Source organism: Pantoea ananatis PA13, assembly GCF_000233595.1.
GTDB lineage: Bacteria > Pseudomonadota > Gammaproteobacteria > Enterobacterales > Enterobacteriaceae > Pantoea > Pantoea ananatis.
Genome location: NC_017554.1, coordinates 3,751,579 through 3,765,468, shown reverse-complemented (window position 1 = coordinate 3,765,468; position 13,890 = coordinate 3,751,579). Strand labels below are relative to the sequence as shown.

The 13,890-nt window shown below is 56.3% G+C and carries 11 protein-coding genes; all 11 read left to right on the top strand.

The window, feature by feature from the left end; translation table 11 throughout:
* Positions 1 to 9 precede the first annotated feature (9 nt).
* The gene (gene ftsI / locus PAGR_RS17880) at positions 10 to 1,776 is read left to right on the top strand and encodes a peptidoglycan DD-transpeptidase PBP3 (protein ID WP_013024607.1); all 1,767 of its coding nucleotides are present in this window, start codon (positions 10 to 12) and stop codon (positions 1,774 to 1,776) included.
* A complete protein-coding gene (gene murE, locus PAGR_RS17875; protein ID WP_014606589.1) occupies positions 1,763 to 3,250 on the top strand; it encodes a UDP-N-acetylmuramoyl-L-alanyl-D-glutamate--2,6-diaminopimelate ligase in 1,488 nt (495 codons plus the stop codon). Before ftsI ends, murE begins: the two co-directional genes overlap by 14 nt.
* Positions 3,247 to 4,605: a UDP-N-acetylmuramoyl-tripeptide--D-alanyl-D-alanine ligase gene (gene murF / locus PAGR_RS17870; RefSeq protein ID WP_014606588.1), complete on the top strand. Its 1,359-nt coding sequence runs from the start codon at positions 3,247 to 3,249 to the stop codon at positions 4,603 to 4,605. The genes murE and murF overlap by 4 nt, the downstream gene beginning before the upstream one ends.
* Positions 4,599 to 5,681 carry a phospho-N-acetylmuramoyl-pentapeptide-transferase gene (gene mraY / locus PAGR_RS17865; RefSeq protein ID WP_013024610.1) on the top strand — a complete coding sequence of 361 codons (1,083 nt, stop codon included), beginning with the start codon at positions 4,599 to 4,601 and terminating at the stop codon, positions 5,679 to 5,681. The genes murF and mraY overlap by 7 nt, the downstream gene beginning before the upstream one ends.
* Before the next feature lie 2 nt (positions 5,682 to 5,683).
* Entirely contained in the window at positions 5,684 to 7,000 is a 1,317-nt protein-coding gene (gene murD / locus PAGR_RS17860; RefSeq protein WP_014606587.1) for a UDP-N-acetylmuramoyl-L-alanine--D-glutamate ligase, read from the top strand.
* Complete coding sequence (ftsW, locus tag PAGR_RS17855) at positions 7,000 to 8,214, top strand: cell division protein FtsW (RefSeq protein WP_013024612.1); 1,215 nt, start codon at positions 7,000 to 7,002, stop codon at positions 8,212 to 8,214. Before murD ends, ftsW begins: the two co-directional genes overlap by 1 nt.
* Positions 8,211 to 9,269 (top strand): undecaprenyldiphospho-muramoylpentapeptide beta-N-acetylglucosaminyltransferase, encoded by a 1,059-nt coding sequence (gene murG / locus PAGR_RS17850; protein WP_013024613.1) that lies wholly within the window; start codon positions 8,211 to 8,213, stop codon positions 9,267 to 9,269. The genes ftsW and murG overlap by 4 nt, the downstream gene beginning before the upstream one ends.
* A gap of 74 nt (positions 9,270 to 9,343) precedes the next feature.
* A complete protein-coding gene (gene murC / locus PAGR_RS17845; protein ID WP_013024614.1) occupies positions 9,344 to 10,819 on the top strand; it encodes a UDP-N-acetylmuramate--L-alanine ligase in 1,476 nt (491 codons plus the stop codon).
* A complete protein-coding gene (locus PAGR_RS17840; protein WP_013024615.1) occupies positions 10,812 to 11,729 on the top strand; it encodes a D-alanine--D-alanine ligase in 918 nt (305 codons plus the stop codon). The genes murC and PAGR_RS17840 overlap by 8 nt, the downstream gene beginning before the upstream one ends.
* Position 11,730: 1 nt before the next feature.
* Entirely contained in the window at positions 11,731 to 12,570 is an 840-nt protein-coding gene (gene ftsQ / locus PAGR_RS17835) for a cell division protein FtsQ (RefSeq protein WP_013024616.1), read from the top strand.
* Positions 12,567 to 13,823, top strand: a complete 1,257-nt coding sequence (ftsA, locus tag PAGR_RS17830; protein ID WP_006117681.1) for a cell division protein FtsA — start codon at positions 12,567 to 12,569, stop codon at positions 13,821 to 13,823. Before ftsQ ends, ftsA begins: the two co-directional genes overlap by 4 nt.
* The last annotated feature ends 67 nt before the right edge of the window (positions 13,824 to 13,890 follow it).

Genomic DNA, 13,890 nt, shown 5'->3' with positions numbered 1-13,890 from the left:
TTACTGCTAATGAACGGCGTAAAAAGAACGCTGAAGTTAAAAAAACCAGAAGATAAAGCCAGCTTTGTAAGCTGGCGTTTTGCGTTGTTATGCGGTTGCATTTTGCTGGCGTTAGGTGGGCTGCTGTCCCGGGTTGCGTGGCTGCAGGTGATCAATCCAGACAAGCTGGTTAAAGAGGGCGATTTACGCTCCTTACGCGTTCAGGCGGTGCCGACCGCGCGCGGGATGATCAGCGATCGCGGTGGCCGTCCGCTGGCGGTCAGCGTGCCGGTTAATGCGATCTGGGCCGATCCTAAAGAGCTGCACGATGCCGGTGGCGTCACGCTCGACAGCCGCTGGAAAGCGTTGTCAGATGCGCTTTCCATCCCGATCGATCAGCTGGCCGCGCGCGTAAATGCCAATCCCAAAGGGCGCTTTATTTATCTGGCGCGCCAGGTTAATCCCGCCATTGGGGAATATGTTAAAAAACTCAAGCTGCCGGGCATTCACCTACGCGAAGAGTCCCGTCGCTACTATCCGGCGGGGCAGGTCACCTCACACCTCATCGGCTTTACCAATATTGATGGCGAAGGCATTGAAGGCATCGAAAAGAGCTTCGATAAATGGCTGACCGGCGAGCCGGGCGAGCGAACCGTACGTAAAGATCGCTATGGCCGTGTTATCGAAGATATCTCCTCTGTAGACAGCCGTGCCGCGCATAACCTGACGCTGAGCATCGACGAACGCCTGCAGGCGCTGGTCTACCGCGAACTTAATAACGCGGTGGCGTTTAACAAAGCGGAATCAGGCACGGCGGTGCTGGTGGACGTTAACACCGGTGAAGTGCTGGCGATGGCCAACAGTCCGGCATACAACCCGAATAATCTGAGCGACACGGCCAAAGACCTGATGCGTAACCGCGCCATCACCGACATTTTTGAACCCGGTTCAACGGTGAAGCCGATGGTAGTGATGACGGCGCTGCAACGTGGCGTGGTGAAAGAGAACAGCGTGCTGAATACCGTTCCCTACCGCGTCAACGGCCATGAAATCAAAGATGTCGCGCGCTATAACGAACTGACTTTGACAGGTGTTTTACAGAAATCGAGTAACGTCGGTGTTTCACGACTGGCGTTAGCGATGCCCTCCTCAGCACTGGTAGAAACTTACGCGCGCTTTGGGCTGGGCAAACCGACCAATTTGGGGCTGGTCGGGGAAAGTAGTGGCTTATACCCTAAAAAACAACGGTGGTCTGACATAGAGAGGGCCACCTTCTCTTTCGGCTACGGGCTAATGGTAACCCCGTTACAGTTAGCGCGAGTCTACGCAACCATTGGCAGCTTTGGCATTGCCCGTCCGCTGTCGATAACGAAAGTTGATCCGCCGGTAGGCGGAGAGCGCGTGTTTCCTGAGGCCCTCGTGAAAACCGTGGTCCACATGATGGAAAGCGTGGCGCTACCGGGCGGCGGCGGGGTGAAAGCCGCCATTAAAGGCTATCGCGTGGCGATCAAAACCGGTACGGCGAAAAAGGTCGGCCCGGATGGTCGTTACGTGAATAAATACATTGCGTATACCGCAGGCGTTGCGCCTGCCAGTCGCCCTCGTTTTGCGCTGGTGGTGGTCATTAACGATCCCCAGGCCGGTAAATATTATGGTGGTGCGGTTTCTGCACCGGTGTTCGGTGCCATCATGGGCGGCGTGCTGCGCACCATGAACATCGAACCGGATGCCCTGCCGACCAATGACAAAAACGAGTTGGTGACAAACAGAAGTGAGGAATCAAGTGACAGATCGTAACCTGCGCGACTTACTCGGACCGTGGGTGCCTGACGCACCTGCGCGCCCGTTGCGTGACATGACTCTGGACAGTCGCTTAGCGGCTGCAGGTGATCTGTTTGTTGCAATTGCAGGCCATCAGGTTGACGGACGCCGGTTTATTCCTCAGGCAATTGCGCAGGGCGTGGCGGCCGTTATCGCGGAAGCGGAAGGGGAAGCAAGCGACGGTGAAATTCGGGAGATGCACGGCGTGCCGGTGATTTATCTGGCGCAACTGCATCAGCGCCTTTCTGCCCTGGCAGGCCGTTTTTACCAGCAGCCGGGCGAAAAGCAGAAACTGATTGGCGTGACCGGTACGAACGGCAAAACCACGACCACACAGCTGCTGGCGCAGTGGGCCAGCCTGCTGGGTGAAACCAGCGCGGTGATGGGGACAGTCGGCAATGGTCTGGTCGGGCAACTGGTCCCGGCTGAAAACACCACCGGTTCAGCGGTGGATGTGCAACATAACCTGGACGAACTGGTCAGGAAGGGCGCATCGCTGACGGCAATGGAAATTTCCTCGCACGGGCTGGTACAGCATCGGGTCGCAGCGCTGCCGTTTGCCGCTGCCGTCTTTACGAATCTCAGTCGCGACCATCTTGATTATCACGGTGACATGCAGCAGTACGAGTCCGCTAAATGGCTGCTGTTTTCCGAACATCAGGTCGGTGTGGCCATTATCAATGCTGACGATGAGGTCGGTCGCCGCTGGCTGGCAAACCTGCCAGACGCTGTGGCCGTCACGATGGAAAATAATCTGCAGCCTGGCTGTCATGGCCGCTGGCTTCGTGCGACTGACGTGAATTATCACGACAATGGTGCGCACATTCGTTTTGACTCCAGCTGGGGCGAGGGCGAAATGAACAGTCGCCTGATGGGCGCCTTCAACGTCAGCAATTTACTGCTGGCGCTGGCGACGCTGCTGGCGCTGGGCTACGCCCTGGACGATCTGCTGCGCGTAGCGGCAAGACTGCAGCCGGTGAACGGACGCATGGAGGTCTTTAGCGCCACCGGTAAACCCACCGTGGTAGTGGATTATGCCCATACGCCAGATGCATTAGAGAAAGCGCTGGAAGCGGCGCGGCTGCATTGCAAAGGCAAACTATGGTGCCTGTTTGGATGTGGTGGCGATCGTGATAAAGGTAAGCGCCCACTAATGGGAGCGATCGCTGAGCAATTTGCCGACATCGTGGTGGTGACAGATGATAACCCACGAAGCGAAGATCCGCAGGCCATCGTACAGGATATTCTGAGTGGGCTGCTTGACCCTGGCCGTGCCCGCGTGGTCGCCGGTCGGGCGCAGGCCGTGACCAGCACCATTATGCAGGCCCAGCCCGATGATATCGTACTGGTGGCTGGAAAAGGTCACGAAGACTATCAAATTATTGGCAATCAACGCCTGGATTACTCCGATCGTGCCACGGTCGCCACACTGCTAGGAGGCGTAGCATGATTCCGGTTTCATTGAGCACATTGGCAGAGATCGCCAGCGGCACCCTGCACGGCGATGACCTGGTTTTAAATGACGTCACGACGGATACCCGTAAGGTCACCGCAGGCAGCCTGTTTGTGGCCATCGTGGGCGAGCGTTTTGATGCCCACGACTTTGCAGAAGATGCCATCGCCAAGGGTGCCAAAGCCTTGCTGGTGAGTAAGCATTTACCTGTCTCAGTGCCTCAGGTGGTTGTAAAAGATACGCGTATCGCCTTTGGTAAGCTGGCAGCATGGGTGCGCCAGCAGGCCACTGCCCGCGTTGTTGCGCTGACCGGCTCATCCGGCAAAACGTCAGTGAAAGAGATGACCGCGTCCATTTTGCGTCAGTGCGGCGAAACGCTGCATACCGCCGGTAACCTGAATAACGATTTTGGCGTGCCCATGACCTTGCTGCGTCTCACGCCAGAACATCAGTATGCCGTCATTGAGCTTGGCGCCAATCATCAGGGCGAAATCGCTTACACCACTAACCTGGTCCGTCCGGAAGCGGCACTGGTCAATAATCTGGCCGCCGCGCACCTCGAAGGCTTCGGGTCGCTGGAAGGTGTAGCAAAAGCGAAGGGTGAAATTTTTTACGGCCTGCCTGCCAGGGGAACGGCCATTTTAAATGCTGACAGCAATGACTGGCCGCGCTGGCAGGAGAACCTGCACGGTAAAACGGTCTGGCGTTTCTCGCCTCAGGCCGCAGACTGTGACTTCGGTGCGCATGATATCCGCATTCGTCAGGATGGGACCCATTTTGTGATGCACACGCCCCGTGGAGAAGCCGACATCATTCTGCCGTTGCCCGGGCGGCACAATATCGCCAATGCGCTGGCCGCTGCTGCGCTCGCCCTGTCGGTCGATGCGCCGCTTAGCGCAGTTCAGGCGGGCCTGAAAAGTCTTCAGTCCGTTCCCGGCCGCTTATTCCCTGTTCGCCTCTCTGAGCATCAACTCATTCTGGATGACAGTTATAACGCCAACGTAGGATCGATGGTTGCGGCGGCACAGGTGCTGTCTGAGATGCCGGGCTACCGTGTGATGGTCGTGGGCGATATGGCTGAATTAGGTGATGAAAGCGAAAAGTTTCATCGTGAAGTCGGGCTGGCGGCCAAAGCCGCAGGGCTGGATCGGGTGCTCAGCACCGGTCAGTTCAGCCACTTCCTGAGTGAAAGCAGTGGCGTTGGCGAACATTTCAGCGATAAAACTGCGCTGACTGAACGTTTACGCCAGCTGCTGTCCGAACACCAGGAAATGACCGTATTGATTAAGGGCTCGCGTAGTGCCGCCATGGAGCAGGTAGTACAGAGTTTACAGGAGAAAGGAACATGTTAGTTTGGCTGGCCGAGCATCTGGTCGCATTTTATTCCGGCTTCAACGTCTTTTCGTATCTGACGTTTCGCGCCATTGTCAGCCTGCTGACCGCACTGTTTATTTCACTGTGGATGGGCCCACGGCTGATTGCGTGGCTGCAAAAACTGCAAATCGGCCAGGTTGTGCGTAACGATGGTCCGGAGTCGCACTTTAGCAAGCGCGGTACGCCGACCATGGGCGGCATCATGATTTTGACGTCGATAACCCTGTCAGTATTGATGTGGGCTTACCCTTCCAACCCGTACGTCTGGTGCGTACTGGTGGTGCTGGTGGGCTTTGGCGTGATCGGCTTTGTCGACGATTACCGCAAAGTGGTCCGTAAAGACACGAAAGGGCTGATTGCGCGCTGGAAATATTTCTGGATGTCGGTGATCTCTCTGGGCGTCGCTTTTGCGCTTTACCTGGCCGGAAAAGATACCCCGGCGACCGAGCTGGTGGTGCCTTTCTTTAAAGATGTTATGCCACAGCTGGGCTTGTTTTACATCGTACTGGCTTACTTCGTCATCGTCGGCACCGGCAATGCCGTTAACCTCACCGATGGTCTGGACGGCCTGGCGATCATGCCGACCGTCTTTGTTGCGGCGGGCTTTGCGCTGGTTGCCTGGGCAACGGGTAACGTGAAATTCGCAGAATATCTGCATATTCCTTATCTGCGCCACGCTGGCGAACTGGTGATCGTCTGTACCGCTATCGTGGGGGCGGGCTTAGGGTTCCTCTGGTTCAACACCTATCCGGCCCAGGTGTTTATGGGGGATGTCGGATCGCTGGCGCTGGGCGGCGCACTGGGCACCATCGCCGTGCTGCTGCGTCAGGAATTTTTACTCGTGATCATGGGCGGCGTGTTTGTTGTTGAAACCCTGTCGGTGATCCTGCAAGTGGGATCGTTCAAGCTCCGCGGGCAACGCATTTTCCGTATGGCGCCGATTCACCACCACTATGAACTTAAAGGCTGGCCGGAGCCGCGCGTGATTGTGCGCTTCTGGATTATTTCGCTCATGCTGGTGCTGATTGGCCTGGCGACGCTGAAGGTACGTTAATCATGGCTGACTATCGCGGGAGAAAAGTTGTCATCATCGGACTGGGCCTGACCGGACTGTCCTGTGTTGATTTCTTTGTAGCGCAGGGCGTAACGCCACGCGTGATGGATACCCGTATGTCACCGCCCGGGCTGGACAAGCTGCCTGAGCAGGTGGGGCGCTATGTGGGCGGGATCAACAGCGACTGGCTGTTGGCTGCCGACCTGATTGTTGCCAGCCCCGGTATTGCGCTGGCACATCCGGCGCTGTGCGAAGCCGCGGATGCGGGCATCGAAATCGTGGGCGATATTGAGCTGTTTTGCCGTGAAGCACAGGCACCCATCGTGGCAATTACCGGTTCGAACGGAAAAAGTACGGTCACCACCTTAGTCGGCGAAATGGCGAAGGCCGCAGGCTGGCAGGTCGGTGTCGGCGGCAACATTGGCTTACCCGCCCTCAGCCTGCTGAAAGCGCCTGCGCAGCTCTATGTCCTTGAACTGTCCAGCTTTCAGTTGGAGACCACTCACAGCCTGAAAGCCGCAGCGGCCACCATCCTTAACGTGACTGAAGATCATATGGATCGCTATCCGTTAGGTATGCAGCAGTATCGGGCAGCAAAACTGCGGATTTACGAAAACGCGCAGGTCTGTGTCGTGAACGCGGATGATGGCATGACGATGCCGGTACGCGGCGCTGACGCGCGCTGCGTGAGTTTTGGCATCGATATTGGCGATTATCACCTTAATAAGCAGCAGGGCAGCATCTGGCTGCGCGCCAAAGGCGAGAAGGTCCTGAATACCGACGAAATGACGCTGGTAGGCCAACATAATTACACCAATGCGCTGGCGGCTTTAGCGCTGGCAGATGCGGTAGGGCTGCCCCGCTCAACCAGCCTGTCTGCGCTGGCAGCGTACTCTGGACTGCCACACCGCTTTCAACTGGTTCATCAGAGTCGCGGGGTGCGCTGGATCAATGATTCAAAAGCGACCAACGTTGGCAGCACGGAAGCGGCATTGAAAGGCTTACAGGTTAACGGCACGCTCTGGCTGCTGCTCGGGGGCGATGGTAAATCGGCTGATTTCTCGCCGCTGGCCACTTATCTGCAAGGCGATCGTATCCGGCTGTTCTGCTTTGGTCGCGATGGCGATGCGCTCGCCGCGCTGCGGCCTGACGTGGCGGTGCGTACCGATACGCTGCAGCAGGCCATGGAGCAGATCGCCAGACAGGTCCAGCCGGACGATATGGTACTGCTTTCCCCCGCCTGTGCCAGCCTCGATCAGTTTCGCAATTTTGAACAGCGCGGTGACGTCTTCGCGCAGCTGGCCAGGGAGTTAAGCTGATGCGGATTCCTGGTGCAGGCATAGTGAATTATCTGTCAGGTCGCCTGAGCAACTGGGTGATGGGGTCGCGTGAGAGCGACGATACCTCACTGGTGCTCTACGATCGTACGCTGCTGTGGTTAACCCTGGGATTAGCCGCGATTGGTTTTGTGATGGTGACGTCGGCATCAATGCCGGTAGGTCAGCGTCTGAATGACGATCCGTTCTACTTTGCCAAGCGTGATGCGTTCTACATTGCGCTGGCATTCGGCATGGCGCTGGTCACGCTGCGCGTTCCGATGGATTTCTGGCAGCGCTACAGCAACATAATGCTGATGGTTTCCGTCGCCATGCTGCTGATTGTGTTGGTGGTGGGCAGTTCGGTAAACGGTGCGTCACGCTGGATTGCCTTGGGGCCGCTGCGTATTCAGCCCGCCGAGTTATCTAAACTCACGCTCTTTTGCTATCTCGCCAGTTACCTGGTGCGCAAGGTAGAAGAGGTGCGAAATAACTTCTGGGGCTTTTGTAAGCCAATGGGCGTGATGGTGGTGCTGGCCGTACTGCTGCTGGCCCAGCCCGATCTGGGGACGGTGGTCGTGCTGTTTGTCACTACGCTGGCGATGCTGTTTCTGGCGGGGGCCAAACTGTGGCAGTTCCTGGCCATTATCGGCTCCGGCATCTTTGCTGTGGTGCTGCTGATCATCGCCGAGCCATACCGTATGCGCCGTGTCACCTCGTTCTGGAATCCGTGGGAAGATCCGTTCGGCAGCGGCTACCAGCTGACGCAGTCTCTGATGGCGTTTGGCCGCGGTGAATTCTGGGGGCAGGGGCTGGGGAATTCGGTTCAGAAACTGGAGTATTTGCCCGAAGCCCATACCGACTTTATTTTCTCCATTATCGGAGAAGAACTGGGTTACATCGGTGTGGTTTTAGCGCTGTTAATGGTATTCTTCGTGGCTTTTCGTGCGATGTCGATTGGCCGGCGCGCGCTTGAACTTGATCAACGTTTTTCCGGCTTTTTAGCCTGTTCAATTGGCGTGTGGTTCAGCTTTCAGGCACTGGTCAACGTGGGCGCTGCGGCCGGTATGTTACCGACCAAAGGTCTGACGTTGCCGCTGATTAGTTACGGTGGCTCGAGTTTGATCATTATGTCGACGGCCATCGTATTTTTATTACGTATTGATTATGAAACGCGTCTGGCTAAAGCGCAGGCGTTTACCCGAGGTGGTCGATGAGTGGTAAACGATTGATGGTAATGGCAGGTGGCACCGGTGGACACGTTTTCCCGGGGCTGGCTGTTGCCCATCATCTGAAAGCGCAGGGCTGGGAAGTTCGCTGGTTAGGCACTGCAGATCGTATGGAAGCCGATCTGGTACCGAAGCACGGTATCGACATCGACTTCATTCGTATCAGCGGATTACGCGGCAAGGGCATCAAAGCCCTGCTGTTGGCACCGGTGCGTATTTTCAACGCCTGGCGTCAGGCTCGCAAGATTATTAAAGCCTGGAAGCCTGACGTTGTGCTGGGCATGGGTGGCTATGTTTCGGGGCCGGGTGGCCTGGCTGCATGGAGCTGTGGTGTTCCTGTGGTGCTGCATGAGCAAAACGGGATCGCCGGGCTGACAAACAAGTGGCTGGCAAAAATCGCCACCAAGGTTATGCAGGCGTTTCCCGGCGCCTTTCCTCACGCAGAGGTGGTAGGAAACCCGGTACGTACAGACGTGCTGGCACTGCCCTCACCGGCTCAGCGTCTGGCCGGGCGCAGCGGCGCTATCCGTATTCTGGTGGTGGGTGGCAGCCAGGGCGCACGTATCCTTAACCAGACCGTGCCCCAGATTGCGGCTCTACTGGGTGAGCAGATTACCGTCTGGCATCAGACCGGAAAAGGCGCGTTGCAGGACGTTCAACATGCTTATCAGCAAGTGGGTCAGGACCATCACAAGGTGACCGAGTTTATTGATGATATGGCAGCGGCCTACGCCTGGGCAGACGTCGTGATTTGTCGCTCAGGTGCACTGACGGTGAGTGAGATCGCCGCGGCAGGATTACCGGCGATCTTCGTGCCGTTTCAGCATAAAGATCGTCAGCAGTACTGGAATGCCTTGCCGCTTGAGGGCGCAGGTGCAGCCAAAATTTTTGAGCAGCCGCAGTTTACAGCGGAGGCGGTAGCGGAAACGTTGCGTCACTGGGATCGACCAACATTACTCGCGATGGCTGAAAAAGCCCACGAGGTGGCGGTACCCGATGCGACTGAACGGGTCGCGCAGGAAGTGGCTCGCGCCGCACATTAACGCATCAGGTCAGCCTGGCTGACCCGTGCTCATATTGAGCACAAACTGAATGAGTAGGTAGGTAATAAAGCGTAATGAATACACAACAACTGGCGAAACTGCGTTCTATCGTGCCCGAGATGCGTCGCGTCCGGCACATTCACTTTGTCGGCATCGGTGGTGCTGGCATGGGCGGTATTGCCGAAGTGTTAGCGAATGAAGGTTACCATATCAGCGGTTCTGATCTGGCGCCAAATCCGGTGACACAGAATCTGATCAATCTGGGCGCGACCATTTACTTTAACCATCGCCCGGAAAACGTAACGGATGCCAGCGTTGTCGTGGTCTCCAGTGCGGTGGCGCAGGACAACCCTGAGCTGGTGGCTGCACGCGAACAGCGAATCCCGGTCATCCGCCGCGCAGAGATGCTGGCAGAGCTGATGCGTTTTCGCCACGGTATTGCGATTGCCGGCACGCACGGCAAAACCACCACGACGGCGATGGTCTCGAGCATTTACGCGGAAGGCGGTCTGGACCCCACCTTTGTGAATGGGGGGCTGGTAAAAGCCGCAGGCACGCATGCACGTCTGGGCAGTAGCCGCTACCTGATCGCCGAAGCGGACGAGAGCGATGCGTCATTCCTGCACTTACAGCCAATGGTCGCCGTTGTCACCAATATCGAAGCGGATCATATGGACACCTATCAGGGCGATTTTGAAAACCTGAAGCAGACGTTCATTAATTTCCTGCACAATTTGCCGTTTTACGGTCGTGCGGTGATGTGTGTTGATGATGCCGTGATTCGCGATCTGCTGCCGCGTGTCGGCCGCCAGATTACTACTTATGGTTTCAGCGACGACGCCGACTTTCGCATCGAGGCGTTTGAACAACGCGGCGCGCAGGTTCATTTCAGCCTGATTCGTCAGGACAAAGCGCCGTTACAGATCACTCTGAATGCGCCGGGTCGACACAATGCTTTAAACGCCGCCGCCGCCGTGGCGGTGGCCAGCGAAGAAGGGATTGAAGACAGCGCGATTCTGGCTGCGCTGGAAAGCTTCCAGGGTACCGGTCGTCGTTTCGACCAGCTGGGTGAGTTTCCTACGGAGCCGGTTAATGGGCAGCCTGGCACCGCCATGCTGGTGGACGATTATGGTCATCATCCCACGGAAGTTGACGCCACCATTAAAGCCGCGCGAGCGGGCTGGCCGGATAAAAAACTGGCGATGGTGTTTCAGCCGCACCGTTATACCCGCACGCGTGACCTGTTTGATGATTTTGCCAACGTGCTGTCTCAGGTTGACGTTTTGCTGATGCTGGATGTCTACGCCGCAGGCGAAACGCCCATCCCAGGCGCAGACAGCCGTGCACTGTGCCGCGCCATTCGTCATCGCGGCAAGGTCGATCCTATTCTGGTGCCGGAACATGATGCGCTCGTTGAAATGCTGGCGCCTTTGCTGTCAGGCAACGATCTGATTCTGGTTCAGGGGGCAGGAAACGTCGGTAAAGTGGCGCGGAAGCTGGCTGAATGCAAACTGCAGCCAGCACGCAAAGTGGAGGGCCGTCATGACTAAAGTTGCCGTTTTAATGGGCGGCACGTCAGCCGAGCGCGACGTGTCCCTGATGTCCGGCGGTGCCGTGCTGGCGGGCCTGCGTGAAGCCGGTATCGATGCACAGGGTATTGATACCCGCGACGTCTCAGTGCTGGAGTTAACCGCGCAAGGTTTTGAAAAGGTGTTTATCGCCCTGCATGGTCGCGGCGGTGAGGACGGCACGCTTCAGGCGGTGCTGGAATTCCTGCAGTTGCCTTACACCGGCAGCGGTGTGATGGCTTCCGCCGTCACCATGGACAAGTTGCGCACCAAACTGCTGTGGCAGGGCAGGGGACTGCCGGCGGGTAAATTTGTCTGGATTACGCGTGAACAGATGCAGAGCGGTCTGGATGCGGCGACCGAGGCGGCGATTAGCGCATTGGGATTACCCCTGTTCGTGAAACCGAGCAGCGAGGGATCCAGCGTCGGCATCAGCCGTGTAAACCAGTTAAGCGATCTGTCAGCTGCGCTGGAAGAGGCGTTTCGCCACGACGACAATGTGCTGGTCGAAGCTTTTCTGAGCGGTGAGGAATATACCGTTGGCATTCTGGGTGACCAGATTCTGCCCGCGATAAAAATAAAGACCGCCAGCGAGTTCTATGACTATGAAGCGAAATACATTTCTGACGATACTCAGTACTTCTGTCCAGCCGGGCTGAGTGCCGAGCGCGAGGCGGAATTACAACAGCTGGTGTGGTCAGCCTGGCGTGCACTCGGATGCAGCGGCTGGGGACGCGTTGATGTCATGACTGACGATCAAGGACACTTCCAACTGCTGGAAGCGAACACCTCACCGGGCATGACCAGCCACAGCTTAGTGCCGATGGCGGCAAAGCAGGCCGGGCTGACATTTTCTCAACTGGTCGTACGTATTCTGGAGTTGGCCGACTGATATGTCACAGGCGGCGATGAATGTACGTAATCGTGAAGCGCAGGAGCGGGCACGCACCGGTCGCAGTAACGGTGCCCGGCTCTTCGGCATCGTGTTTCTGCTGATGGTGATGGGCGTAATGATTGCGGGTGGCCTGGTCGTTCTGAAGTGGATGAACGATGCCTCCCGTTTACCGCTGTCGAAGCTGGTGGTCACAGGGCAACTGCACTACACCACCCATGACGATATTCGTCAGGCGATTTTGTCACTGGGTTCACCGGGCACGTTTATGTCGCAGGACGTGAACGTGATCCAGCAGCAGATAGAACGGTTGCCATGGATTAAACAGGTTAGCGTGCGTAAGCAGTGGCCAGACGAACTGAAAATTCATTTGGTGGAGTTTACACCGGTAGCGCGCTGGAATGACTCACACATGGTGGACAGCGACGGTGTGTCATTCAGCGTCCCGGCTAACCACATGGGTAAAGAAACGCTGCCGATGTTATACGGTCCAGAAGGCAGTGAAAAAGAGGTGCTGGCGGGTTATCACAGTATGGATGACGTGCTGAAGGCCAGGAAGTTTACCCTGAAGGTGGCGTCGATGACGGCGCGACGTTCATGGCAGTTAGTGACCAGCGATGATGTCCGCATTGAGCTGGGGCGTACCGATACCATGAAGCGTCTGAATCGTTTTATTGAGCTCTATCCGGTGCTACTGCAGCAAGGTCAGAATGAACACAAGCGCATCAACTCGGTTGATTTACGCTATGACTCTGGCGCTTCTGTTGGCTGGACACCGATAGTGATGGATCCACAGGACAGTAATCAGCAACAAAACCAGGCACAGGCTAAACAACAATGATCAAGGCAACGGACAGAAAACTGGTAGTTGGACTCGAAATCGGCACTGCGAAGGTCGCCGCCCTGGTTGGGGAAATTCTGCCCGATGGTATGGTCAATATTATTGGGGTCGGCAGTTGTCCGTCCCGCGGTATGGATAAAGGCGGCGTAAACGATCTTGAGTCGGTGGTGAAATGCGTTCAGCGCGCCATCGATCAGGCTGAGTTGATGGCGGATTGCCAGATCTCCTCTGTTTACCTTGCTTTATCGGGCAAACATATCAGCTGTCAGAACGAAATCGGGATGGTTCCGATTTCCGAAGAGGAAGTGACTCAGGATGATGTCGAGAACGTGGTGCATACTGCGAAGTCAGTGCGCGTTCGTGATGAGCATCGTATCCTGCACGTTATTCCGCAGGAATATGCTATCGACTACCAGGAAGGCATCAAAAATCCGGTCGGTCTGTCTGGTGTGCGCATGCAGGCAAAGGTGCATTTGATCACCTGTCACAACGACATGGCAAAAAATATTGTTAAAGCCGTTGAACGTTGTGGCCTCAAAGTTGACCAACTGATTTTTGCCGGTCTGGCGTCCAGCTTTGCGGTCCTGACCGAAGACGAACGTGAACTGGGTGTTTGTGTCGTGGATATCGGTGGCGGCACAATGGATATCGCCGTCTATACTGGCGGTGCATTGCGTCATACTAAGGTGATCCCCTATGCGGGGAATGTGGTAACCAGCGATATCGCCTACGCATTTGGTACGCCGCCCACCGATGCGGAAGCCATTAAAGTGCGTCACGGCTGTGCGCTAGGATCGATTGTAGGTAAAGATGAAAACGTTGAAGTGCCGAGCGTAGGCGGACGTCCGCCACGAAGCCTGCAACGTCAGACGCTGGCAGAGGTGATTGAGCCGCGTTATACCGAGCTTTTAAATCTGGTCAATGACGAGATTTTGCAGTTACAGGAACAGCTTCGCCAGCAGGGCGTTAAGCACCATCTGGCAGCCGGGATTGTGTTAACCGGCGGTGCGGCGCAGATTGAAGGTCTGGCAGCCTGCGCGCAGCGCGTATTCCATACGCAGGTGCGCATTGGACAGCCGCTGAACATTACTGGCCTGACGGACTACGCCCAGGAGTCTTACTATTCCACGGCGGTCGGGCTGTTGCACTACGGTAAAGAGTCACATATGAACGGTGACGCAGAGGCTGAAAAGCGCGTTTCCGTGGGTAACTGGTTTAAACGTATTAATAGTTGGTTAAAAAAAGAGTTTTAATTTTTGTAAAAGGGGATCATGCTGTTTTCTTTAGTGATCTCCAGGCGACAGGCACATAACGGAGAGA